General features: G+C 74.2%; 25 protein-coding genes. 18 read left to right on the top strand and 7 right to left on the bottom strand.

Translation table 11 applies throughout. The features are described 5' to 3' along the window. Positions 1-15 precede the first annotated feature (15 nt). Both FB476_RS10765 and FB476_RS10760 read left to right on the top strand, forming a co-directional pair. Positions 16-1,254 (top strand): M4 family metallopeptidase, encoded by a 1,239-nt coding sequence (locus FB476_RS10765; RefSeq protein WP_141818749.1) that lies wholly within the window; start codon positions 16-18, stop codon positions 1,252-1,254. Then, entirely contained in the window at positions 1,247-1,849 is a 603-nt protein-coding gene (locus FB476_RS10760) for a mismatch-specific DNA-glycosylase (RefSeq protein ID WP_141818748.1), read from the top strand. Before FB476_RS10765 ends, FB476_RS10760 begins: the two co-directional genes overlap by 8 nt. Here FB476_RS10760 and FB476_RS10755 read toward each other — a convergent pair. Then, positions 1,839-2,501 carry an N-acetyltransferase gene (locus FB476_RS10755; RefSeq protein ID WP_141818747.1) on the bottom strand — a complete coding sequence of 221 codons (663 nt, stop codon included), beginning with the start codon at positions 2,499-2,501 and terminating at the stop codon, positions 1,839-1,841. The two genes, FB476_RS10760 and FB476_RS10755, sit on opposite strands and share 11 nt — an antisense overlap. 86 nt (positions 2,502-2,587) lie before the next feature. Here FB476_RS10755 and FB476_RS10750 point away from each other — a divergent pair, with 86 nt between their 5' ends. After that, entirely contained in the window at positions 2,588-3,691 is a 1,104-nt protein-coding gene (locus FB476_RS10750) for an amidohydrolase family protein (RefSeq protein WP_141818746.1), read from the top strand. Between the two features lie 54 nt (positions 3,692-3,745). Here FB476_RS10750 and FB476_RS10745 read toward each other — a convergent pair whose 3' ends face one another. Further along, complete coding sequence (locus FB476_RS10745) at positions 3,746-5,338, bottom strand: aldolase/citrate lyase/malate synthase family protein (protein WP_170233599.1); 1,593 nt, start codon at positions 5,336-5,338, stop codon at positions 3,746-3,748. 110 nt (positions 5,339-5,448) lie between these two features. Beyond that, positions 5,449-6,756: an isocitrate lyase gene (gene aceA / locus FB476_RS10740; protein ID WP_141818744.1), complete on the bottom strand. Its 1,308-nt coding sequence runs from the start codon at positions 6,754-6,756 to the stop codon at positions 5,449-5,451. A gap of 120 nt (positions 6,757-6,876) precedes the next feature. On the opposite strand from aceA, the gene FB476_RS10735 reads away from it, so the two are divergent. The 5 genes from FB476_RS10735 to trmD all read left to right on the top strand — a co-directional run bounded on the left by FB476_RS10735 (position 6,877) and on the right by trmD (position 10,613). Continuing rightward, on the top strand, positions 6,877-8,370 hold the full coding sequence (locus tag FB476_RS10735) for a helix-turn-helix transcriptional regulator (RefSeq protein WP_141818743.1): 1,494 nt from the start codon (positions 6,877-6,879) through the stop codon (positions 8,368-8,370). 175 nt (positions 8,371-8,545) lie between these two features. Beyond that, the gene (gene rpsP, locus FB476_RS10730) at positions 8,546-9,004 is read left to right on the top strand and encodes a 30S ribosomal protein S16 (RefSeq protein ID WP_141818742.1); all 459 of its coding nucleotides are present in this window, start codon (positions 8,546-8,548) and stop codon (positions 9,002-9,004) included. A 2-nt stretch (positions 9,005-9,006) separates the two neighbouring features. Continuing rightward, a complete protein-coding gene (locus tag FB476_RS10725) occupies positions 9,007-9,249 on the top strand; it encodes an RNA-binding protein (protein ID WP_141818741.1) in 243 nt (80 codons plus the stop codon). Positions 9,250-9,354: 105 nt separating this feature from the next. Further along, positions 9,355-9,879, top strand: coding sequence for a ribosome maturation factor RimM (gene rimM / locus FB476_RS10720; RefSeq protein ID WP_141818740.1), 525 nt, complete (start codon positions 9,355-9,357; stop codon positions 9,877-9,879). Then, a complete protein-coding gene (trmD, locus tag FB476_RS10715) occupies positions 9,876-10,613 on the top strand; it encodes a tRNA (guanosine(37)-N1)-methyltransferase TrmD (RefSeq protein WP_238329669.1) in 738 nt (245 codons plus the stop codon). Before rimM ends, trmD begins: the two co-directional genes overlap by 4 nt. 31 nt (positions 10,614-10,644) lie before the next feature. Here the strand turns inward: trmD and serB are convergent, their stop codons facing one another. Beyond that, entirely contained in the window at positions 10,645-11,523 is an 879-nt protein-coding gene (gene serB / locus FB476_RS10710) for a phosphoserine phosphatase SerB (RefSeq protein ID WP_141818739.1), read from the bottom strand. A 252-nt stretch (positions 11,524-11,775) separates the two neighbouring features. Here serB and rplS point away from each other — a divergent pair, with 252 nt between their 5' ends. The 10 genes from rplS to FB476_RS10660 all read left to right on the top strand — a co-directional run bounded on the left by rplS (position 11,776) and on the right by FB476_RS10660 (position 19,065). Then, on the top strand, positions 11,776-12,138 hold the full coding sequence (gene rplS, locus FB476_RS10705; RefSeq protein WP_141818738.1) for a 50S ribosomal protein L19: 363 nt from the start codon (positions 11,776-11,778) through the stop codon (positions 12,136-12,138). 123 nt (positions 12,139-12,261) lie between these two features. After that, positions 12,262-13,029: a signal peptidase I gene (lepB, locus tag FB476_RS10700; RefSeq protein ID WP_238329668.1), complete on the top strand. Its 768-nt coding sequence runs from the start codon at positions 12,262-12,264 to the stop codon at positions 13,027-13,029. Continuing rightward, a complete protein-coding gene (locus FB476_RS10695) occupies positions 13,026-13,754 on the top strand; it encodes a ribonuclease HII (RefSeq protein ID WP_238329667.1) in 729 nt (242 codons plus the stop codon). Before lepB ends, FB476_RS10695 begins: the two co-directional genes overlap by 4 nt. Continuing rightward, entirely contained in the window at positions 13,751-14,071 is a 321-nt protein-coding gene (locus FB476_RS10690; RefSeq protein ID WP_141818737.1) for a DUF2469 domain-containing protein, read from the top strand. Before FB476_RS10695 ends, FB476_RS10690 begins: the two co-directional genes overlap by 4 nt. A 118-nt stretch (positions 14,072-14,189) precedes the next feature. Beyond that, positions 14,190-14,567 carry a YraN family protein gene (locus FB476_RS10685; protein ID WP_238329666.1) on the top strand — a complete coding sequence of 126 codons (378 nt, stop codon included), beginning with the start codon at positions 14,190-14,192 and terminating at the stop codon, positions 14,565-14,567. After that, on the top strand, positions 14,567-16,096 hold the full coding sequence (locus tag FB476_RS10680; RefSeq protein ID WP_141818736.1) for a YifB family Mg chelatase-like AAA ATPase: 1,530 nt from the start codon (positions 14,567-14,569) through the stop codon (positions 16,094-16,096). Before FB476_RS10685 ends, FB476_RS10680 begins: the two co-directional genes overlap by 1 nt. Beyond that, the gene (gene dprA, locus FB476_RS10675; protein WP_141818735.1) at positions 16,093-17,220 is read left to right on the top strand and encodes a DNA-processing protein DprA; all 1,128 of its coding nucleotides are present in this window, start codon (positions 16,093-16,095) and stop codon (positions 17,218-17,220) included. Before FB476_RS10680 ends, dprA begins: the two co-directional genes overlap by 4 nt. A 179-nt stretch (positions 17,221-17,399) precedes the next feature. After that, the gene (locus FB476_RS10670; protein ID WP_170233598.1) at positions 17,400-17,915 is read left to right on the top strand and encodes a M23 family metallopeptidase; all 516 of its coding nucleotides are present in this window, start codon (positions 17,400-17,402) and stop codon (positions 17,913-17,915) included. Between the two features lie 17 nt (positions 17,916-17,932). Further along, positions 17,933-18,469: an SRPBCC family protein gene (locus FB476_RS10665; protein ID WP_337678350.1), complete on the top strand. Its 537-nt coding sequence runs from the start codon at positions 17,933-17,935 to the stop codon at positions 18,467-18,469. Then, positions 18,466-19,065: a DinB family protein gene (locus FB476_RS10660; RefSeq protein ID WP_425563823.1), complete on the top strand. Its 600-nt coding sequence runs from the start codon at positions 18,466-18,468 to the stop codon at positions 19,063-19,065. Before FB476_RS10665 ends, FB476_RS10660 begins: the two co-directional genes overlap by 4 nt. Before the next feature lie 29 nt (positions 19,066-19,094). Here the strand turns inward: FB476_RS10660 and FB476_RS10655 are convergent, their stop codons facing one another. From FB476_RS10655 to FB476_RS10645, 3 genes are all read right to left on the bottom strand, one after another. Then, entirely contained in the window at positions 19,095-19,847 is a 753-nt protein-coding gene (locus FB476_RS10655) for a VOC family protein (protein ID WP_141818733.1), read from the bottom strand. Between the two features lie 83 nt (positions 19,848-19,930). Continuing rightward, positions 19,931-20,839 (bottom strand): tyrosine recombinase XerC, encoded by a 909-nt coding sequence (locus FB476_RS10650; RefSeq protein ID WP_141818732.1) that lies wholly within the window; start codon positions 20,837-20,839, stop codon positions 19,931-19,933. Between the two features lie 54 nt (positions 20,840-20,893). Beyond that, entirely contained in the window at positions 20,894-22,060 is a 1,167-nt protein-coding gene (locus tag FB476_RS10645; protein WP_141818731.1) for a pyridoxal phosphate-dependent aminotransferase, read from the bottom strand. Positions 22,061-22,168 lie beyond the last annotated feature (108 nt).

Below are 22,168 nucleotides of genomic sequence, written 5' to 3'. Positions count from 1 at the left end.
TGGCAGGGTGCTGGCATGACCTCCTCGCACTGCTCGATCGTCCCGCCCTACGTGCTGCGGCAGATCGCGACCGCCGAGCCCGACCTGGCGCCGGCGATCGAGTTCGCGCTGCACGACGGCGCCGAGCTGCGTCACCGGCGCGAGGTGACGGCGACGCGCTGGCCGCAGGGCGAGCCGCCGGCGGGCCAGGGGATCATCGCCTGGCCGATGCTCCAGCGGGTCGAGACCCCGGAGCGCGCCGAGCGCGGGCTGCTGGCGGACGTGCCCCCGGGTGCGGGGCCCCAGCGGTCGGTCCACGACGCGCAGCACGGCACGTCGCTGCCCGGAGTGCTGGTGCGCGACGAGGGTGACGGGGCGACGGGTGACGCGGCCGCCGACGAGGCCTACGACGGTCTCGGCGCGACCTGGGAGGTGCTGGCGCGGGCCTACGGCCGCGACTCCCTCGACGGCCGCGGGCTCGGGCTGGTCGCCACCGTCCACTACGCGCGCGACTACGACAACGCCTTCTGGGACGGTCGCCAGATGGTCTTCGGCGACGGCGACGGCGTCTACTTCGCCGGCTTCACCCGCAGCGTCGACGTCATCGCCCACGAGCTCGCCCACGGCCTGACGCAGTACACCTCGGGCCTGACCTACGTCGGGCAGTCCGGGGCGCTCAACGAGTCGGCCTCCGACGTCTGGGGCGCGATCGTGCGCCAGTGGGTCCGTGGCGAGACCGTCGACACGGCCGACTGGCTCATCGGCGCCGAGCTCTTCACCGACGCGGTGCAGGGTGTGGCGCTGCGGTCGATGGCGGCGCCGGGCACGGCCTACGACGACCCGGTCCTCGGGCGAGACCCGCAGCCCGGCCACATGGACGGCTACGTCGTCCTGCCGCACGACGCCGACCACGACAACGGCGGGGTGCACATCAACTCCGGCATCCCCAACAAGGCGTTCCACCTCTTCGCGACCGCCCTCGGTGGCAACGTCTGGGAGCGGGCGGGCCAGGTCTGGTTCGACACCATGACCACCCGCGGGCTGCTGCCGCGGGACGCCACCTTCGCCCGGTTCGCGGCGGCGACGGTCGACCGGACCGTCGCCCGCTACGGCCCGGGCTCGGAGGAGGAGCAGGCGCTGCGGGCGGCCTGGTCCGGGGTCGGGCTGGACGTCCCGGAGGACATCTCCGACGCGGCACCCGACGTCGACGGGTCGGTCGCGGCCCACCTCGACCTCGGCGAGGCCGCGCTGCGGGCCGACGACAGCGATGGCTGAGGCCGCGCCGCGGCGTCGCTTCACCCGCGAGGAGCTCGAGGCCTTCCGCGACGCGGAGGTGCCCGACCTGCTGCCGGTGGAGGGCTCGGCGACGCCGGTGCGGCTGCTCGTCGTCGGCATCAACCCCGGGCTGTGGACCGCGGCGACCAGCACGCACTTCGCCCACCCGGTCAACCGCTTCTACCCGGCGCTGCTCGAGGCCGGCATCATCGCGAGGCGCATCGACCCTTCCGCCGGGATGACCGACGACGACCGGGCCCACCTGCTGGCCCGCGGCATCGGCATCACCAACCTGGCGCCGCGCGCCACCGCACGCGCCGACGAGCTCACCGCGCAGGAGCTGCGCGACGGGGGCCGGCGGCTGCGCGCGACCGTCGCCCGCGTGCGTCCCGCCGTGGTCGCGGTGGCCGGCATCACGGCATACCGGAGCGCCTTCGGGGTGCGCACCGCGCGGGCGGGGGAGCAGCCCGAGCCGCTCGAGGGGGCCCGCCTCTGGGTCGTGCCCAACCCCAGCGGTCTCAACGCCCACGAGACCGTCGCCTCGCTCGCGGCCGCCTACGCCGAGCCCGCGCGGGCGGCCGGCGTCATCCCCTGATCCGGCGCGGGCGCCACTGCTGCACCGAGCCGACCGGCACGAAGCCGGAGCGGAGGAAGAAGCGCAGCGAGCGGGCGTTGCCCGGCGTGACCGAGGCCAGCACGACCTCGCCCTCGGGCACCAGCGCCAGCGCGCCGGCGAGCAGCTCGTCGGCCGGGGCGCCGAGCGCGTGCACGCCGAGCTCGGGCAGGCCGGCGATGCCCCGGGAGAGTGTCACCAGGGCGTCGCTGCCCGGGTCGGGCAGGCCGTGCACCGTGACGTCGTCCCTCCAGTCCCGCGCGTGGAGCGCCCGCTCGGTGGTGCCGAGGTCGGGGCGCGGCACCAGCGCAGACGGCCCGGGCCGGCCACGACCGACCATGAGCACGTCGAGCACGCCGATCTCGCCGTCCCCCGCGAGCGCGACGGTGGCGCGCGGGTCGTGCGCGCCGCCGTAGCCGTGCACCCCGAGCCGGGCCAGCTCGGCGTCGGTGACGTCCTCGCCCACGACCATCACCGCGTGGCCGGTGAGGGCCACCGCGGCCTCCACGCCCGGCCGCCACGGGGCCGCCCGGGAGAAGCCACCGTCGGGCTCGGGGAAGCGTCCGTCGGCGGCGTCGCGCAGCACCCGGGCCAGGTCGACCCGGGGCCCCGGGAGGTGTCCGTCGTCAGCCACGCCCGGAGTCTACGAGCCGGCGACGGCGCCGGGGCCGCGCCCGATAGCCTGACCGCGAGAGTCCCCCGACGACGAGGAGCACGACGATGAGCGCACCGGTCCTGCACGTCCGCGGCACGATCCTGGTCGGCCCCGAGGAGGTGCTCGACGAGCTGTGGGTCATCGACGGCCGGGTCAGCCTCACCCCGCCGGCGGGGGGAGAGGTCGAGACCGTCGAGGGGTATGCCGTGCCGGGCCTGGTCGACGCGCACTGCCACGTCGGCCTGGAGTCCCACGGTGCCGTCGAGCCCGAGCGGGCCGAGGAGCACGCGCTCGCCGACCGCGACGCCGGGGCGCTGCTGCTGCGCGATGCCGGCAGCCCGCTCGACACCCGCTGGGTCCAGGAGCGGGACGACCTGCCGCGGCTCATCCGCGCCGGTCGCCACATCGCCCGGACCAAGCGCTACCTGCGCAACTTCGCCTGGGAGATCGAGCCCGAGGACCTGGTCGAGTACGTCCGCCAGGAGGCCCGCAACGGCGACGGATGGGTCAAGCTGGTCGGCGACTGGATCGACCGCGAGACCGGCGACCTGGGCATCTGCTGGCCGGTGGACATCCTCACCGACGCCATCGCCGCCGCGCACGAGGAGGGTGCCCGGGTGACAGCGCACTGCTTCGGCGAGCAGTCGTTGGTCGACTTCGCGGCCGCCGGCACGGACTGCATCGAGCACGCGACCGGGCTGACCGACGACACGATCGACACCTTCGCCCGGCAGCAGATCGCGATCGTGCCGACGTTGGTCAACATCGACAACTTCCCCAAGTTCGCCGAGGCCGGGCGGGGCAAGTTCCCGACCTACGCCGACCACATGATGGACCTCTACGAGCGGCGCTACGAGACGGTGGCCAAGGCGCGCGAGGCCGGTGTGCCCGTCTACGTCGGCACCGACGCCGGCGGGCAGCTGCCGCACGGGCTCGTCGCCCGCGAGGTCGAGGCGCTGACGCGCACCGGCATGTCCAACCTCGAGGCGATCGGCGCCGCGACCTGGGGGGCGCGGGAGTGGCTCGGCCGCCCGGGCATCGCGGAGGGCGAGTCGGCCGACATCGTCGTCTACCGCGACGACCCGCGCCAGGACATCCGCACGATGGCCACCCCGCACCGCGTCATCCTGCGCGGGGTCGGCCACGAGCACTCCGGCGCGCGCGGCTAGCGACCTCGGACGCCACGTCCGGTCGCCGACCCGCAGGACGGCGACCGGAGCGGGTCAGGCGGCCGAGGTGCCCGCCGTGCCCTCGAGCGAGACCAGCGCCTCGTAGGCGAGGGTGCAGAGGAAGGGCGGCGGCTCCTCGGCCAGGACCGAGTCGCGCAGCAGCCGGACGGCGTGCTGCAGCAGGTCCTCGCGCGCACCGCGGCGGCGCAGCAGCGCGATCTCGTCCTCGAGCATCCGGTCGAAGAGCCGGACCGACATGGTGGGGCCCTCGGCGAAACGCTCGCCGTGCAGCATCCACTGCCACAGCTGCATGCGCGCCAGCTCGACGGTGCCGAAGTCCTCGATGTGCCCGGAGATCGTCAGCGTCCCCTCGCCGGCCAGCCAGCCGGTGAGGTAGGTCAGGGAGGAGCGGAGGGCGGTGCGCATGCCGGTCAAGGTGGCCGAGCCGGGGAGCGTGCTGACGTCGCGCAGCGCGTGCGCGTCGACGACGACCTCGGGCTGGGACTCGTCGCGGTGGCGCAGCCGCTCCTGGGCCCCGCTGCCCGCGCGCTCGTCGCGCACCTCGAAGGGGGCCCGGACGACCGGCACCAGGGCGGGGTGCAGCGCCCACGCGCCGTCGAAGCCCTGCGCCGCCTCGCGCGCCTTGTCGCGGTGGACCCGCGCGTGGGTCATCGCGACCGACTCGTCGAACGGCCCGCTCGCCGACAACGAGATGGGGCCGCCGATCGCCTGGACGCCCCGGCGGTGGCAGGTGCGGACGATCAGCTCGGTGTAGGTCCGCAGGAAGCGGGTGTTCATCGTGAAGGACGCGACGTCGGGCAGCGCGTGCTCCGGGCGGTGGCCGTAGGTGCGCAGATGGGAGAAGACGTAGTCCCAACGGCCCGCGGTCAGGCCGGTGACCCGGTCGCGCAGCGTGTGGAGGATCTCCTCCAGCTGGTAGGCGGCCTGCACCGTCTCGACGAGGATGCTCACGCGGGTGCACCCGGCGGGCAGGCCCAGCAGCTCCTCGGCCCGGGTGAGCAGGTCGCCCCACCAGCGGGCCTCCTGCCAGGACTCGAGCTTGGGGAGGTAGAGGTAGGGGCCCGAGCCGTTCTCGACCAGACGCCGGCCGCTGCGCGCGAGGAAGCACAGGACGTCGACGACCGAGGCGCTGGCGGGCGTGCCGTCGACGAGGACGTGGGCCTCGGGCAGGTGCAGCCCGCGTGGGCGGACCATGAGCGTCGTCACCCCGGGTGCGGGATCACCGGTCCGCGTCGCCGCGGTCTCCTCGATGACCTGCTGGGCCGCGAGCAGCCGGTCGGGGGTGGGGACGAGCATGTCCTCCAGGTCGGCCACCCAGACGTCCGCGCCGACCGCGAGCGCCGCCTTGGCCGCCTCGGCGGTGGCGGGGGTCGCGAGCTCGACGAGCCGGTAGGTCAGGTCGGCCGGGGGCGGGGCCACCCGCCAGTCCGGGTCCGTGCGGATGTCGGCCGTTTCCGGGAGGAGGCCCAGGTCCTCGCCGGCGTGCACGCGGCGGGCGAGATCCTTGCGCGCCTGCAGGAGCGCGGCGCGCTCCTCTCGGGTGGCACGCTCGAGCGTCTCGAGGGCGGCGAGACCACCCTCGTCGAGCAGGTCGGCGACGAAGCTGCGGCTGCGCGGGGTGTTCACGGGTCCATCCTCCTGGTTGGGCCAGCGGTCGGCCAGTGGGGTGCGGGAAAAGCCTGGGGCCCCGCCCGGCACCGGGGTCCGGTGCCGGGCGGGGCCCGCAGCGGTGCGGGTCAGTGGGAGAACTGCTCGGACTCGGTCGAGCCGGACAGCGCCGTGGTGGAGGAGTCGGGGTTCACCGCGGTGCTGACCGCGTCGAAGTAGCCGGTGCCGACCTCGGCCTGGTGGCGGACCGCGGTGTAGCCGCGCTCGGCGTCGGCGAACTCCGCCTCCTGCAGCTCGACGTAGGCCGACATGCCGGTGCGGGCGTAGCCGTGGGCCAGGGAGAACATCCCGTGGTTGAGGGCGTGGAAGCCGGCCAGGGTGATGAATTGGAAGGCGTAGCCCAGCTCGCCCAGCTTGTCCTGGAACTCGGCGATCTCGGTGTCGGAGAGCGCCGCCTTCCAGTTGAACGAGGGGGAGCAGTTGTAGGCCAGCTTCTGCCCGGGGAACTCCTTGTGCAGCTCCTGCGCGAACTCGCGGGCCAGGCCCAGGTCCGGCGTGCCGGTCTCGACCCAGATGAGGTCCGCGTAGGGCGCGTAGGCCTTGGCGCGGGCCAGCACCGGCTCGATGCCGTTGCGGACCCGGTAGAAGCCCTCGGAGGTGCGCTCGCCGGTGGTGAACTCCTGGTCGATCTCGTCGACGTCGCTCGTCAGCAGGTCCGCCGCGAGGGCGTCGGTGCGGGCGATGACGAGCGTCGGGACGCCCAGGACGTCGGCCGCCAGGCGGGCCGAGTTGAGGGTGCGGACGTGCTGGGAGGTGGGGACCAGGACCTTGCCGCCCAGGTGTCCGCACTTCTTCTCCGACGCCAGCTGGTCCTCCCAGTGCACGCCCGCGGCGCCGGCGGCGATCATCGACTTCATCAGCTCGAAGACGTTGAGCGGGCCGCCGAAGCCGGCTTCCGCGTCGGCGACGATCGGCGCGAAGTAGTCGGTCGAGGTGTCGCCGTTCATCCACGCGATCTGGTCGGCGCGCTTGAGCGCGTTGTTGATGCGGCGGACGACGGCCGGGACCGAGTTGGCCGGGTAGAGGCTCTGGTCGGGGTAGGTCTCGCCGGCCAGGTTGGCGTCGGCGGCGACCTGCCAGCCGGACAGGTAGATCGCCTCGAGGCCGGCCTTGACCATCTGGACGGCCTGGTTGCCGGTCAGCGCACCCAGCGCGCGGGTGAACGGCTTGGTCTCGATGGCCTCCCAGAGCTTCTCCGCACCGCGCCGGGCGAGGGTGTGCTCCTCGACGACGGAGCCGCGCAGCCTGATGACGTCCTCGGCGGAGTAGCGGCGCTGCACGCCGGCCCAGCGGGGGTCGGTCGCCCACTGGTGCTCCAGCTCGACGGCGAGCTCGGCGGGGGTGAGCGGGGTCTGGGTGGTGGTGGTGGCAGTCATCGGGGCGGTCCTTCCCTCGGCGGAACGATCGGGCTGTGTTGACAACTGTGGGGCATGTTCTGGCCTCGACAACCCCCTCAGGCTTGTCAACAAACGTCGAAGTTTCGCTATCGTGCACCCATGTCGATCGTTCACGAACGGGTGCTGCCGTTCTCGCCCACCCCGGCCCTGGAGGCGACCGAGGCCCCGGGTGGCGGGGCCGACCCCGTGTCCATCGGGCGCCGCGTCCGTCACCACCGCCGCGCGGCCGACCTGACCCTCGCGCAGCTCGCCGGGAGGGTGGGGATGTCGACCTCCGCGCTGTCGCTGCTGGAGAACGGCCGCCGCGAGCCGCGGGTCACGACGCTGACCGCCATCGCGTCCGCCCTCGGGGTCGACCTGGGCCGGCTGCTGGAGGGCGGCCCCCCGACCCGCAGGGCCGCGCTCGAGGTGAAGTGGGAGCGCGCCCAGCGCTCGCCCGGCTTCGAGAGCCTCGGCATCCCCGAGGTCCGCGTCGGTCCCGGTCTGCCCGACGACGCACTGGAGGCGCTCGTCGGCCTCTACGAGTCCGTGGTCGGGCTGCAGCAGCAGCGGGCCGCGACGCCCGAGTTCGCCCGCGCCGCCAACGCCCAGCTGCGCCGGCTCATGCGCGAGGCCGACAACTACTTCCCGGCCATCGAGCGGCAGGCGGCCGATCTGGTCCGGGCGGTCGACCACGGCGCCGGTCCGATGACCCGCGAGGCGGTCAACCGCATCGCGCGGCACATCGGCTTCGAGATCGAGCCGGTGCCCGACCTGCCGGCCTCGACCCGCACCGTCACCGACCTGGAGAACAGGCGGATCTACGTGCCCGTGCGCGGCGGGCACGACCTGCGCGCGACCGCGCTGCAGGCGCTCGGGCACGTCGTGCTCGGGCACGAGGCCCCGCGCGACTACGCCGAGTTCCTCGCCCAACGCGTCGAGATCAACTACTTCGCCGCCGCCGTGCTGCTGCCCGAGGCCAGCGTCGTGCCCTTCCTGCAGCGGGCGAAGGCAGCCCGCGACATCGCCCTGGAGGACCTGCGCGACGCCTACGGCGTCTCCTACGAGACCGCCGCGCACCGGTTCTGCAACCTGGCCACCCGCCACCTCGACCTGCGCGTGCACTTCATGCGCACCAGCGCCGACGGGGTCATCTACAAGGCCTACGAGAACGACGGCGTGCGCTTCCCGATGGACGCCACCGGTGCTATCGAGGGAGCGCGGGTATGCCGTTCCTGGACGGCCCGCGTCGTCTTCGAGCGCCCGGCCGGGGAGGTCTACCACCAGTACACCGACACCGGTCGCGGCACGTTCTGGTGCACCGCGGTCGCGGAGCAGACCCCCAACGGGCGCTTCTCGGTCAGCATGGGCGTGCCCTTCGACCAGGTCCGGTGGATGCGCGGTCGCGACACCACCGAGCGGCGGGTCTCGCGCTGCCCGGACCCGCGCTGCTGCACCGAACCGCCTCCGGTGCTCGCGCGCCGCTGGGAGGGGAAGGTCTGGCCCAGCGCCCGGGCGCACTCCCACCTGCTCGCGGTCATGCCGCCCGGCGTCTTCCCCGGCGTCGACGACACCGAGGTGCTGCAGTTCGTCGCCGAGCACGCACCGGAGTGATCGGCAGGGCTGCCGCACACGTTGGGAGCGGTGCCGAGGATCTGGCACAATGGACGGCTGTACCCGTCCGGCCGCCTCGGCTGGACCGGACGCCTACACACCGGGCAACGACTCCCCGCAGTGAATCGCCTGCGGTCTTGCCGTGCCCACAACCCCAGACAGGAGACACCCACTCGTGGCTGTCAAGATTCGCCTGAAGCGCATGGGCAAGATCCGTGCACCGTACTACCGCGTCGTCGTCATGGACTCGCGCACCAAGCGCGACGGCCGTGCGATCGAGGAGATCGGCAAGTACCACCCGACCGAGGAGCCCTCGCTCATCGACATCGACTCCGAGCGTGCGCAGTACTGGCTCGGCGTCGGCGCGCAGCCGACCGAGCAGGTCGCCGCGCTCCTGAAGATCACCGGTGACTGGCAGAAGTTCAAGGGCGAGCCGGGCGCCGAGGGCACCCTGAAGGTCAAGGCCCCGAAGCCGGACAAGAAGGCCCTCTACGAGGCCGCTCTCGCCGCCGCCGACGGCGCCGAGGACACCTCCGCCCCGGAGACCCGCAAGAAGTCGCCCAAGAAGGCCAAGGCCGAGGAGGCCCCGGCCGCTGAGGAGTCCGCCCCGACCGAGCAGTCCGACGAGGCCTGATCGTGCTCGAGGAGGCGCTGGAGCACCTGGTCAAGGGCATCGTCGACCACGACGGTGACGTGGCCGTGCGCACCAAGAGCGCGCGCCACGGCGACATCCTCGAGGTCCGCGTCCACCCGGACGACCTGGGCCGGGTGATCGGCCGTCGCGGCCGCACCGCCAGCGCGCTGCGCACGGTGGTCGGCGCCCTGGCCGGCGGGCAGAAGGTCCGCGTCGACATCGTCGACACCGACCGCGTCCGCTAGGACCAGCAACATCGGCACAGCACGGCCCGCCCGGCGCAACCCGCGCCCGGCGGGCCGTGCTGCGTCACGGCATACCCGTTCGACCCACGACCCCCGGAGGTAGGCATGAGCCCGGAGCCCGAGGCCTTCGTCGCCGCCCGCATCGGCAAGCCCCACGGCCTGCGCGGCGAGGTGACCGTCCAGGTGCACACCGACGACCCCGAGGGGCGGTTCGTCGTCGGTGCGGTCTTCGAGACCGAGCCGACCGAGCGTGGCCCGCTCACGCTGCGCAGCGTGCGGGTCCACCAGGGCGTCTACCTGCTCGGCTTCGAGGGGCACGCCGACCGCAACGCGGCCGAGGCGCTGCGCGGCACCCGGCTGCTCGTCGCCGAGGAGGACGAGTCCGACGACGACGCGTGGCGCGAGGAGGACCTGCTCGGCTTCGAGGTCGTCCTGCCCGACGGCAGCCCGATCGGCACCGTCTCCGGGCTGCACGTCCGTCCGGTGCAGGACCTGCTCGCGGTCCGCACCGACCGCGGCGAGGTGCTCGTGCCCTTCGTCGACGAGCTCGTCCCCGAGGTCGACGAGGAGCAGCGGCGCGTGGTCGTCGACCCGCCGCCCGGCCTGCTCGAGCTGGGGGAGGACGCGTGACGCTGCGCATCGACGTCGTCACGATCTTCCCCGACTACCTCGCGCCGCTCGACCTCTCGCTCATCGGCAAGGCGCGTCGCGACGGCCTGCTCGACGTGCACGTCCACGACCTGCGCGACTGGACCCACGACCGGCACCGCACCGTCGACGACACCCCCTACGGCGGGGGAGCGGGCATGGTCATGCGTCCCGAGCCGTGGGGCGAGGCGCTCGACGAGATCTGCGCGTCCGAGCCCGGCCGCACCCCCCACCTGATCGTGCCGGGGCCCGGCGGTGACCGCTTCACGCAGGCGGTCGCCGAGCGGCTCGCCACCGAGGAGGACTGGCTGGTCTTCCTCTGCGGGCGCTACGAGGGCATCGACGAGCGCGTCTACGAGGAGTACGCCGCCCGCTACCCGCTGTCGGTCCTGAGCCTGGGCGACTACGTCCTCAACGGCGGCGAGGTCGCCGTGCTGGCGATGACCGAGGCGGTGGCGCGGCTCGTGCCCGGCGTCATCGGCAACCGCGAGTCGCTCGTGGAGGAGTCGCACACCGGCGGGCTGCTCGAGTACCCCGTCTACACCAAGCCGCCCGTCTGGCGCGAGCACGCGGTGCCCGAGATCCTGCTCTCCGGCGACCACGGCCGCATCGCCCGGTGGCGTCACGAGCAGCGGCTCGAGCGCACCGCCCGTCGCCGGCCGGACCTCATGCGCGACTACCAGCAGCAGCAGGACGGGCAGGGCTGGGACGCCTGATCGGCCCGTCCTCCTCCGGTCGGACCGACCGTCAGGGGCGGACGAACTCCTCCACGGCATACCCCTGGAGGTAGAGGAGCGCGGTGAGGTCGCCGTGGTTGACCCGGACGTCCACCTGCGCGGCGACCGCCGGCTTGGCGTGCAGCGCGACCCCGGTGCCGGCCAGCTGCAGCATCCCGAGGTCGTTGGCGCCGTCGCCCACGGCGATCGCGTCGTCCGGGGTGAGCCCGAGGCGGCCCGTGATCTCGCGCAGGGCCGCGACCTTCGCGTCGCGGCCCACCACGGGCCCCACGACCGTGCCGGCGAACCGGTCGCCCTCGACCCCGAGGGTGTTGGCGCGGTGCTCGTCGAAGCCGAGGGTGGTCGCCACCGCTTCGGTGAAGGGCGTGAAGCCGCCGGAGACCAGGGCCGCGTAGCCGCCATGCGCGCGCATGGTCGCGACCAGCTCGAGCCCGCCGGGGGTGTAGGTGATCCGCTCGGCGAGGACGGTGTCCACCACCGACGTGGGCAGGTCGCGCAGCAGCGCCACCCGCTCGGTGAGGGCCTCGACGAAGTCGAGCTCGCCGTTCATGGCGCGGGCCGTGATGGCGGCGACCCGCTCACCCACGCCGGCGTGCGCGGCGAGCTCGTCGATGCACTCCTGCTGGACCATGGTGGAGTCCATGTCGGCCAGCAGGACCCGCTTGCGCCGGGCCTCGTCGGGCTGCACCGCGAGGTCGACCCCGCGCTCCTGCCAGCGCTGCCAGACCTCCTCGCGGTCGTCGGGCACGAGCGCCAGCTCCGCCTCGACGGCGACGCCGGGGGAGAGCCAGCGGTGCCGCCCCAGCGGCCACGCGGCCGCCAGCTCGGCGACCGCCGCCTCGGTCAGGTCGGCGCGCTCGGGGGAGGCCAGCAGGGTGAGGATGGGCACGCCGCGATGGTATGCGGCAGACCTCGCCCGGGACGGGCCGGCGCCGACTTGGTCACCACCGCACCGTTCTGGCAGACTTGACCCTTGCGTCCCGAGCCGGACCGATGCCCCACGCCCCTGCCACAGGGGGAGCTGCGTGGGAGACCGGCCCCGAGGGCGTCGACCGAGACCGTGCCCTCCCGCGCCGCGTGCGCGAGGCGGGCACCAGACCGCCGTGGGTGACCTGTGGCAGCCGTGGTGAGGAGAACGAACATGCACAAGCTCGACGACATCGATGCCGCCAGCCTGCGGACCGACATCCCGGAGTTCCGCGCCGGCGACACCGTCAACGTCCACGTGAAGGTCATCGAGGGCAACCGCTCCCGTGTCCAGATCTTCAAGGGCGTCGTCATCCGCCGTCACGGCGGTGGCATCGGCGAGACCTACACCGTCCGCAAGGTCTCCTTCGGCGTCGGCGTGGAGCGCACCTTCCCGGTGCACTCCCCGAACGTGGAGAAGGTCGAGGTCGTCACCCGCGGTGACGTCCGTCGCGCCAAGCTCTACTACCTGCGCGAGCTCAAGGGCAAGGCCGCCAAGATCCGCGAGCGCCGCGACACCCCGGCCGCCAAGGCCTGAGGCTCCGGCCCAGCAGCACCTCTCGATCCCCCGTCGGCACCGTCCGGCGGGGGATCGGTGCTCTCCCCAGGGGCGCGGGATAGTGTCTGACGGCGACCACGAGAACGAGAAGGACGGCACAGCTTGAGCGACCGGAGCAACGACCAGGTCCTTCCCGAGCAACCCGGGGACGGGAGCGAGGGGCAGGCCCGCGCCGGGCGTCGGCGCAGCGCCGGCTCACGGCTGTGGCACGGCTTCCGCGAACTGGTGATGATCGCGGCGACCGCGCTGGTCATCTCCTTCGTCATCAAGACCTTCATCGCCCAGGCCTTCTGGATCCCGTCGGGCTCGATGGAGAACACCCTCGTCTACGGCGACCGGGTGATGGTGAGCAAGATCCAGGCCGGCGCCTTCGACGTGGACCGCGGCGACATCGTCGTCTTCGAGGACCCGGGCGGCTGGCTCGCGACGAGCCCGCCCGCGGACCGGGGTCCGTTCATGGACCGCGTGTTCTCGGTGCTGGAGTTCATCGGCGTCGCCCCGGTCTCCGAGGGCAACCACCTGATCAAGCGGGTCATCGGCCTCGGCGGCGACACCGTCGCCTGCTGCGACGACGAGGGCCGCCTCACGGTCAACGGCGAGCCGCTCGACGAGCCCTACATCTACCCCGGCGACGAGCCGAGCTCGGTCGAGTTCGAGGTCCAGGTGCCCGAGGACCGCATCTGGGTCATGGGCGACCACCGCTCCAACTCGCGCGACTCCCGCGCCAACGACGACGGCAGCGGGGAGACCGGCTCGGTGCCCCGCGACCATGTCGTTGGCCAGGCGTTCGTGCTGCTCTTCCCCCTGGACCGCATCACGTGGTTCTCGGTGCCGGAGACCTTCGCGGCCGTGCCCGAGGTGGCGCCGTGACGGCGACCACCGCCGCCCGCAGGACCCGCCGCGCAGCGCGGTCCGGACCGGCCAGCCCCAGCCTGCGCGTGGAGCGGGCGCTCCAGCGCGAGGGGCACGCGGTGCTCGTCGGCATGGACGAGGTGGGTCGCGGTGCGCTGGCCGGCCCGGTGACCGTCGGCGTCTGCGCCATCGACCCGACCTGCCGCAGCGCCCCGCAGGGCGTCCGCGACAGCAAGCTGCTGACCGCCGGCGCGCGCGAGCGTCTGGTCGCGCCCATCCGGCGCTGGAGCCTCGCCTCGGCCGTCGGGCACGCGTCCCCGGCCGAGATCGACGAGGTCGGCATCATGGCCGCCCTCCGGCTGGCGGGGGAGCGGGCGCTGGCCCAGCTCGACCTGGTCCCGGACCTCGTCCTGCTCGACGGCAACCACGACTGGCTGACCGACCCGGTCCGCGACGGGCTGCTGGGCCTGGTCGGCGACCTGCCCCCCTGCCCGCCGGTGCGCACGATGATCAAGGCCGACATGCGCTGCTCCTCGGTGGCGGCGGCCTCGGTGCTGGCGAAGGTCACCCGCGACGCGCTGATGGTGGAGATGGCGGGCGAGCATCCGGTCTACGGTTGGGAGCACAACAAGGGTTACGCCGCGCCGGAGCACCAGGAGGCGCTGCGCACCCACGGCCCCAGCCCCTACCACCGGCGCAGCTGGCGGCTGACGGGCACCTGCACGGAAGGAGCGGTCCAGTGAGCGCCGAGGACCTGGAGCGGTACGAGACCGACATGGAGCTCGCGCTCTACCGCGAGTACCGCGACGTGGTCGGTCTGTTCTCGCACGTGGTGGAGACCGAGCGCAGGTTCTACCTGTGCAACGAGGTCGACGTCCAGGTGCGCACCGGCGGGGGCGAGACGTGGTTCGAGGTGACGATGGCGGACGCCTGGGTGTGGGACGTCTACCGCCCGGCCCGCTTCGTCAAGAAGGTCCGCGTCATCACCTTCAAGGACGTCAACGTCGAGGAGCTGGCGAAGTCGGACCTCGAGATCCCCAAGGGGTCCTTCGGCGGCTGAGAGCCGCACACATCCCACCCCGACCCCCGGCCTGCGTCCACAGGACCGGGGGTCGTGCGTTGTCCGGCCCTCCCGTGCCCGGTTGGCTCGAGGACATTCGTCGTCGAGGAGGGGACACATGGGCACAGGTATGCCGTGGCGCCAGGCGCGCGCGGTGGGCGACCGGGGCGAGGAGCTCGCCTGCGCGCACCTGGAGGCGCTGGGCTGGCAGGTGGTGGACCGCAACTGGCGGTGCCGCGAGGGGGAGATCGACGTCGTGGCGCGCGACCCCGACGGGGAGCTGGTCTTCGTCGAGGTCAAGACGCGGCGCTCGACCCGACTGGGCGGCCCGCTGGAGGCGGTGGGCCACGCCAAGGCCCGGAGGCTGCGCGTGCTCGCGTGGGCCTGGCAGGCCGCGCACGAGGTGCGCCCCGGACGGTTCCGCATCGACCTCGTGGCCGTCCTGGCGCCACCGGACGGCGAGCCGCGGCTGGAGCACCTCGAGGCGGTGGCCTGATGGGCTTCGCGCAGGCGCGCGGGGTGACGCTCTCCGGCGTCGAGGGGCGGGTGGTGACCGTCGAGGCCCAGTGCAGCTCGGGTCTGCCGGTCTTCGTCGTCAGCGGCCTGGCTGACAGCGCCTGCCGCCAGGCCCCCGACCGCGTGCGACCCGCCATCCGCAACCTGGGGGTGACGCTCCCGCAGGGCCGCTGGACCGTGAACCTCAGCCCCGCCGGCCTGCCCAAGGTGGGCAGCGGCCTCGACCTCGCGGTCGCCGCCGCGCTGCTGGCGTCCGAGGACCACCTCGACCCCGACCTCGTGTCTCGCACGGTCCACATCGGCGAGGTCGGCCTCGAGGGCGAGGTGCGCCCGGTCACGGGGGTGCTGCCGATGGTGGCGGCGGCCGCGCAGGCCGGTTTCGAGGAGGTCGTGGTCCCGGTCCAGGCTGCGCGGGAGGCGGCGCTGGTCACCGGGGTACGGGTCCATCCGGTGCGCACCCTGCGCGACGTGCAGCGCACCTACGAGGCGCGCGCGGCCGGGCTCGACCCCGGCGGGCAGCTGCCCGAGCCCGCACCGGTCGAGCCTGCCCGTCTTCCCGACCTGCGCGACGTCGTCGGGCAGGCGGTCGCCCGTTCCGCCCTGGAGGTGGCGGCCGCCGGGGGTCACAACCTGCTGCTGGTCGGTCCGCCCGGCGCGGGCAAGACGATGCTCGCCGAGCGGCTTCCCGGCCTGCTGCCGAGCCTGGCCCAGGACGACGCGCTCGCGGTCACCTCGGTCCACTCGGTGCTGGGGCTGCTGCCCGGCGGGGACGCGCTGGTCACCACCCCGCAGTTCGTGGCGCCGCACCACAGCGCCTCGATGGCGGCAGTCATCGGCGGCGGGTCGGGCGCGGTCCGGCCCGGAGCGGTCTCGCGGGCCCATCGGGGAGTCCTCTTCCTTGACGAGGCGCCCGAGTTCCGTCGCGACGTGCTGGACGGGCTGCGTCAGCCGCTGGAGTCCGGTGAGGTCGTCATCGCCCGCGCCGACCGGCACGTCCGCCTGCCGGCCCGCTTCCAGCTCGTCCTCGCCGCCAACCCCTGCCCGTGCGGCGGCGGCAACGGCCGGTGCATCTGCCCGCCCGCCCGGAGGGCCGGCTACCTCTCGCGCCTGTCCGGCCCCCTGCTGGACCGGGTGGACATCAAGGTCGCCGTGCAGCCGGTCGCGCGGGCCGACCTCGCCGGCGGCCCCGGCGAGCACACCGAGGTGGTCGCCGCCCGGGTGCGCAGGGCACGCGAACGCCAGGCGCGCCGGTGGCGCGGCCAGCCGTGGGGCGTCAACGCCCAGGCGCCCGGGTCGGCGCTGCGGCAGGGACCGTGGCAGCTGGCAGCGGCCGACCGCAGGCCGCTGGACGACGCGCTCGACCGAGGGACGCTCACGCTGCGCGGGCTGGACCGCTGCCTGCGCGTGGCCTGGACCCTCGCGGATCTGGAGGGCGTCGAGCGCCCGCGCTACCCGCACGTGCGGCACGCCCTGCACATGCGCGAGGCCGAGGGGGTGAAGGCGGCATGACCGGGACGGACGGGGCCGGAGCCCGGCTGGGGGAGCGCAAGGCCCGCATGCTGCTGGCCCGCATCGCCGAGCCCTACGACGACGTGGTCCGGCGGCTGGTGGCCACCTACGGCGTCCTCGACCTGGTCGGCTACGCCATCCACGACGGCCGCACCCCCGACGGGGTCGGGCTGGAGCGGCTCCGGACCCGGCTGCCCAGGGCACAGGCCGTGGACGACGACCAGATCTGCCGGGCGCTGGGGCTGCGGGTGCTCACCCCCGAGGACGCCGACTGGCCAACCGGTCTGGACGACCTCGAGGACCCGCCGTGGTGCCTCTGGGTCCGTGGGCCGGCCGCACCCGCGGACTGGGCCGGCAGGAGCGTCGCCCTCGTCGGGGCCAGGGCGAGCACCGCCTACGGCGACGAGGTCGCGACCCGGATGGCCTTCGAGCTGGCGGAGCGGGGATTCGCCGTGGTCTCGGGCGCCGCCTACGGCATCGACGCTGCCGCGCACCGGGGCGCGCTGCGGGCGGGCGGCACCACGGTCGCCGTCCTCGCCGGCGGCGTGGACGTGCCCTACCCCCGGGCCAACGCCGGGCTGCTGTCCGGCATCGCCGACACCGGCTGCGTCCTGAGCGAGACACCGCCGGGCGGAGCACCGGCCAGGATGCGCTTCCTGGCCCGCAACCGGATCATCGCCGCCGTCACCCCCGGCACGGTCGTGGTGGAGGCCAACGTGCGGTCCGGCGCCCGCACCACCGCCAAGATCGCCCGCGAGCTGGGTCGCCACCACATGGCCGTGCCGGGACCGGTCACGAGCGTCATGTCCTCGGGCTGCCACGAGGAGGTGCGTCTCGGTGCCACGCTCGTCACCGACGCGGCCGAGGTCGCCGAGCTCGTCGGCCGGATCGGCGACGACCTGGCGCCCGTCCGCCGGGGCGAGGTGCGTCCCGAGGACGGTCTGCCCGAGGAGACCAAGCGGGTGTGGCAGTGGCTGCGGCCCCGAGCCTCGGTCAGCGTCGACGAGCTGATGGTGCGGGCCGGTCTGGGGGTGTCCGACGTGCTCGTCGCCCTCTGCGAGCTCGAGGAGCGCGGACTGGCCGAGCAGCTGCTCGACGGCTGGCGACGGGCGGGTGGGCGATGAGACGGGCAACGACCCCTGCCGGGACCAGAAGCGTGGGCCGGGCACTGGCCCTGGTGGCGGCGCTCGCCCTCCAGACGGTCGGGGATGCGGTGACGGTCCCCGGGACGCCGCCGCCGGCGGTGGCGACGAACCACGGCGCACGACCTCCGGTGGCGGAGGATGGCGGAGGGACGTCCGAGGTGGCACGCCAGGCCGGCGCGACCTCCGCCGTCCTCGGCCTGCGGGTGGAGTCGCCCCGGCACGCCTTCTCGTCCGACTCACGACGCACCACCGTCTGGGACTGGCCCCTCTTCGGGCGCCCACCCGTCGCGCGCACCTTCGACCCGCCGGAGCATCGCTGGGGGGCCGGCCACCGGGGCATCGACCTGGCCGGGGTGGCGGGCGAGCCGGTCCGGGCCGTCGACGCCGGGGTCGTCGCCTTCAGCGGGACCGTCGCAGGCGTCGGCGTCGTCTCGGTCGACCACGCAAGCGGGCTCCGCAGCACCTACCAGCCCGTCACCGACGGGGCCCCCGCGGGATCGCGCGTCGGCAGGGGCGAGCGGCTCGGTCATCTCGGCACGGGTGGTCACTGCCTGCTGGCCGACTGCCTGCACCTGGGGGCCCGGACCGGGCGGGACAGCTACGTCGACCCGCTGCTCCTCCTCGAGCCGGTCGAGCTCTCGCTCCTGCCGATCGCCGGACAGGGAGGGGGCTGACGTGCTTGCATGGAGGCATGAGCGAGGACGGTCGGGAGCAGCAGGTGGTCAGCGCGTCACGGGCGGTGGCGGCACCGCCGGGGACGATCTTCGAGCTGATCGCCGACCCGTCGCAGCAGCCGCGCTGGGACGGCAACGACAACCTCGCCGAGGCCGAGACGGGCCAGCGCGTCACAGCCGTCGGGGACGTCTTCACGATGGTGATCACCAACCAGGCGATGGTGCGGGAGAACCACGTCGTGGAGTTCGCCGAGGGGCGGCTGATCGCCTGGCGCCCGGCGGAGCCCGGCCAGGAGCCGGCCGGGCACCTCTGGCGCTGGGAGCTGGAGCAGCTGGGCGACGGGCTCACGCGGGTCACGCACACCTACGACTGGAGCGAGCTGCACGACCCCACCGGTTCGCGCGTGCTCGGGCGACGACGCACGAACGCCTGCTCGCCTCCGTCGACCGGCTGGCGGTGCTGGCGGAGGAGCTGGCGGCTGGACAGGGCGGGACGGGCGCCGGCACGGACGCCGCCACCTCCAGGGGGTGCAGAGGGGCCGGTGGCGGGGTGAGCACCGGCGGCGCGGGGCCCATGGGCCCCCATGACCTGATCCACCACCTGCACGAGCAGCTCGACTGGCACTGGAAGGTCGCCGCACGGCCACGCCTCGACGGCCTCACCGACGAGGAGTACCTCTGGGAGCCCGCCCCCCGCTCGTGGAGCCTTCGACGTCGTGACGAGCCAGCGCCCGCCGGCGTGACCGACCGGCTGGGGTCGGGGGAGTGGCTTCTGGACTTCTCCGACCCGGAGCCGGAGCCGGTGCCCGTCACGACGATCGCCTGGCGGCTCGGTCACGTCATCGGGGGCGTGCTCGGTGCCCGGGCGCACTCGCACTTCGGCGGCCCGCCCACCGATCCGCAGACCTGGGCCTACGCGGGGACCGCGGCCGAGGCCCTGGCCCAGCTCGACGAGGCCTACGCGGCGTGGTCGGCCGGGGTGGTGGCCCTGACCCCCGAGGCGCTCGACCGCCCGGTGGGACCGGCCGAGGGGCCGTGGGCCGAGCACCCCATGATCGAGCTGGTCCTCCATATCAACCGCGAGACCATCCACCACCTGGCCGAGGTGGCGCTGTTGCGCGACCTCTGGGCCCACGGGCTCGGTCGCTGACGGCGAACCGGCTCCTCGGCGTCGGTCCGTCAGTCGAGGAGCCGGCGCGCCACCTGCTCGGGCGAGTTGTCGGTGACGCAGAACTCCGAACCGGCCGGGTCGCGCAGCACGTGCCACCCGCGCCCGGGACGGACGTCCTCGGCGCCGAGGGCCACCAACCGGTCGACCTCGGCCGCGCGGTCGTCGGTGCCCAGGTCGAGGTGGGCCCGCACGGGCCCGCCGATCTCGTCCAGGCGCTGGAACAGCAGCTGCACCGGTGCCCCGGCGTCGTCGTGCCACTTCCCGTCGAACTCCGACGACGGTGGCGACGAGACCCACCGGCCCTCGGGCAGCAGGTCCTGCCAGAACGCCTTCTCCGCCTCGTGGCGGTCCGCAGGGGCGTCGACGCACACCTGCACGAGCCGGGAGCGGTGACCGTCGGGCCAGGTCACCGGGCCGGGTGCGACGCGATCCCGACCGTGCACGACGCAGAACGGCAGCCCGCCGGGGGAGCGGAGCGCCACCCACCGCCGGGCGCGGCCGACCACCGTCGCACCCGCGTCGACGGCCGCGGCGACGGTGCGGTCCGGGTCCGGGGAGTCCAGGTCGAGGTGGACGCGGGGCGGACCGCCGATCTGCTGCAGGTGCACGTAGGGGTCCCCGTCCGCGGGCTCGAGGCTGCGCAGCTCGGGGTGACCCTCCCAGGGCGGCCCCGGGGCCCAGCCCAGCACGGACGACCAGAACCGGGCGCCGGTGGCGGCCAGCTCGGGCGGCAGGTCGATCACGGCGTGCACCCAGGCCATCCCTCGACCCTACGGCCCGCCCGCCCGGTGCGTCGGTTCGCGGCCCCGGACCACCTCGCGCGGCCGGACCACCGGGAGCGGCCTCAGGCCCGTGGGTGCGCCTGCTGGTAGGCCGCGCGGAGCCGTTCCACCGACACGTGGGTGTAGATCTGCGTGGTGGCCAGGCTGCTGTGCCCCAGCAGCTCCTGCACCGTCCGCAGGTCGGCGCCACCCTCGAGCAGGTGGGTCGCGGCGCTGTGGCGCAGCCCGTGCGGGCCCAGGTGCGGAGCGTCGGGCAGGTGCTGCAGCAGGCGTTCCAGGGCCGAACGCACCTGGCGCTGGTCCAGGCGCCGACCACGTCGCCCGAGGAAGAGCGCCGGTCCGGAGGCCTCGTTGACCAGCCGGGGGCGGCCGGTCGCGAGCCACGCCCTGAGCGCCTCCTCGGCGGGCCGGCCGAAGGGCACGATCCGCTCCTTGGCGCCCTTGCCCAGCACCCGCGCGGTGCCCGCGCCGAGGTCGACGTCGTCGACGTCCAGGCCGGTGAGCTCCCCGACCCGCATCCCCGAGGCGTAGAGGAGCTCGAGGACGGCGCGGTCGCGCACGTGGACCGGGTCGGCGTCGTCGGAGGCGACCGCGGCCAGGCCCATCAGCTCCTCGGCCTGGCCCTGGCGCAGCACGCCGGGCAGGTGCTTGTCGCGGCCCGGAGCCGCGAGCCGCACCGCAGGATCGGTCTCGACCCGGCCGGTCCGGGCGGCCCACCGGAAGAAGGTGCGCACCGCCGCGGCCCGGCGCGAGATCGTCGAGCGTGCGGCGCCGCCGGCGCCCTGGGCGCCGAGCCAGGCGCGCAGGTCGGCCAGCCGCACCTCCGACAGCCGCTCGACACCCGCTTCCTCGAGGTGCTCGACGAGACTGCCGACGTCGCCGAGGTAGGCCCGCACCGTGTGGGCGGACCGACCCTTCTCGTCCCGCAGGTGCTGCTCGAAGTCCGCGAGCAGGGCGTCCGCGTCCCTCACCGGACGGCTCCGGCGGAGGGGGACGGCGAGGGGGACGGCATACCTCTCAGGCTGTCACGCGCTCCCGAGACGCTGGAGGCGGCGCGCCGCCTCGCGGAGCACCTCCTCCTTCTTGCAGAAGGCGAAGCGCACGAGGGAGGCGACGGGTGCGGGGTCGGAGACGAAGACCGAGACCGGCACGCCCACGACGCCGATCTCCTCGGGCATCCGCCGGCACAGGTCGACCGCGTCGGTGACCCCGTGCGGGGCGAAGTCGGCGATGACGAAGTAGGTGCCCTGGCAGGGGGAGACCGGCACCCCGATGTCGCTCAGCGCCTCCACGAGGACGTCGCGCTTGCCCTGCAGCTCGCGGGCGAAGCCGGTGAAGAACTCCTCCGGCATCCGCAGCCCGTGCGCCACGGCGGGCTGCACGTGCGTGACCCCGACGAAGGAGAGGAACTGCTTGACCGCGGCCACGGCGTCCACCAGCGGCGCCGGCCCGGTGACCCACCCGGTCTTCCAGCCGGTGAGCGAGAAGGTCTTGCCCACCGACGAGATCGTCAGCGTCCGCTCGGCCATCCCCGGGAGCGTCGCGAAGGGGACGTGCTGCAGCCCGTCGAAGACCAGGTGCTCGTAGACCTCGTCGGAGACCACGATCAGGTCGTCGTGCTCGGCCACGATCGCGGCGAGCCCCTCCAGCTCGGCGCGGTCGAAGACCTTGCCGGTCGGGTTGTGCGGGCTGTTGATCATCAGCACGCGGGTGCGGGGCGTGACGGCGTCGCGGACCGCGTCCAGGTCGAGGTGCAGGTCGGGGAAGCGCAGCGGCACGGCGCGGCGGACCCCGCCGGCCATCGCGATGGAGGCGTCGTAGGAGTCGTAGGACGGCTCGACGACCACCACCTCGTCACCCGGCTCGACCAGCGCCAGCAGGGCGGCCGCGATCGCCTCGGTCGCACCGACGGTGACCAGCACCTGCGTCTCCGGGTCCAGGGGTATGCCGTAGAACCGGTCCTGGTGCTCCGCCACCGCCTGGCGCAGCACGGGCAGCCCCCGGGCCGGCGCGTACTGGTTGAGCCCGTCGCGCAGCCCCTCGGCCGCCAGCTCCCGCATCTCGGCCGGCCCGTCGGTGTCCGGGAAGCCCTGGCCGAGGTTGACCGCGTCGAAGCGCAGCGCCCGCTGCGTCATCTCCGCGAAGACGGTGGTGCCGAACGGCTGCATACGGCGCACGAGCGGGGAGGTCATGACGGCCACCGTAGCGACCCGGCGCGATTCGTTCCCGACCCCGTCCCTGCCGTAGGATGAGCGGCACGTGTGGTGTGCCCTGCCCTCCGGCCCGTCCGGGAGTCGAGG

Origin of the sequence: Ornithinimicrobium humiphilum (assembly GCF_006716885.1) — a bacterium.
In the GTDB taxonomy this organism is placed as follows: Bacteria; Actinomycetota; Actinomycetes; order Actinomycetales; family Dermatophilaceae; genus Ornithinicoccus; species Ornithinicoccus humiphilus.
This window is presented reverse-complemented; position numbering and strand designations above follow the sequence as displayed.

Excerpts from the sequence above, each read along its gene's own strand:
- FB476_RS10645 (WP_141818731.1), bottom strand. The coding sequence starts at position 22,060 with ATGACCTCCCCGCTCGTGCGCCGTATGCAGCCGTTCGGCACCACCGTC.
- FB476_RS10655 (WP_141818733.1), bottom strand. The coding sequence starts at position 19,847 with ATGGCCTGGGTGCACGCCGTGATCGACCTGCCGCCCGAGCTGGCCGCC.
- rplS (WP_141818738.1), top strand. The coding sequence starts at position 11,776 with ATGCACAAGCTCGACGACATCGATGCCGCCAGCCTGCGGACCGACATC.
- dprA (WP_141818735.1), top strand. The coding sequence starts at position 16,093 with ATGACCGGGACGGACGGGGCCGGAGCCCGGCTGGGGGAGCGCAAGGCC.
- FB476_RS10750 (WP_141818746.1), top strand. The coding sequence starts at position 2,588 with ATGAGCGCACCGGTCCTGCACGTCCGCGGCACGATCCTGGTCGGCCCC.
- FB476_RS10685 (WP_238329666.1), top strand. The coding sequence starts at position 14,190 with ATGGGCACAGGTATGCCGTGGCGCCAGGCGCGCGCGGTGGGCGACCGG.
- aceA (WP_141818744.1), bottom strand. The coding sequence starts at position 6,756 with ATGACTGCCACCACCACCACCCAGACCCCGCTCACCCCCGCCGAGCTC.
- rimM (WP_141818740.1), top strand. The coding sequence starts at position 9,355 with ATGAGCCCGGAGCCCGAGGCCTTCGTCGCCGCCCGCATCGGCAAGCCC.
- FB476_RS10665 (WP_337678350.1), top strand. The coding sequence starts at position 17,933 with ATGAGCGAGGACGGTCGGGAGCAGCAGGTGGTCAGCGCGTCACGGGCG.
- FB476_RS10735 (WP_141818743.1), top strand. The coding sequence starts at position 6,877 with ATGTCGATCGTTCACGAACGGGTGCTGCCGTTCTCGCCCACCCCGGCC.
- FB476_RS10680 (WP_141818736.1), top strand. The coding sequence starts at position 14,567 with ATGGGCTTCGCGCAGGCGCGCGGGGTGACGCTCTCCGGCGTCGAGGGG.
- FB476_RS10760 (WP_141818748.1), top strand. The coding sequence starts at position 1,247 with ATGGCTGAGGCCGCGCCGCGGCGTCGCTTCACCCGCGAGGAGCTCGAG.
- FB476_RS10765 (WP_141818749.1), top strand. The coding sequence starts at position 16 with ATGACCTCCTCGCACTGCTCGATCGTCCCGCCCTACGTGCTGCGGCAG.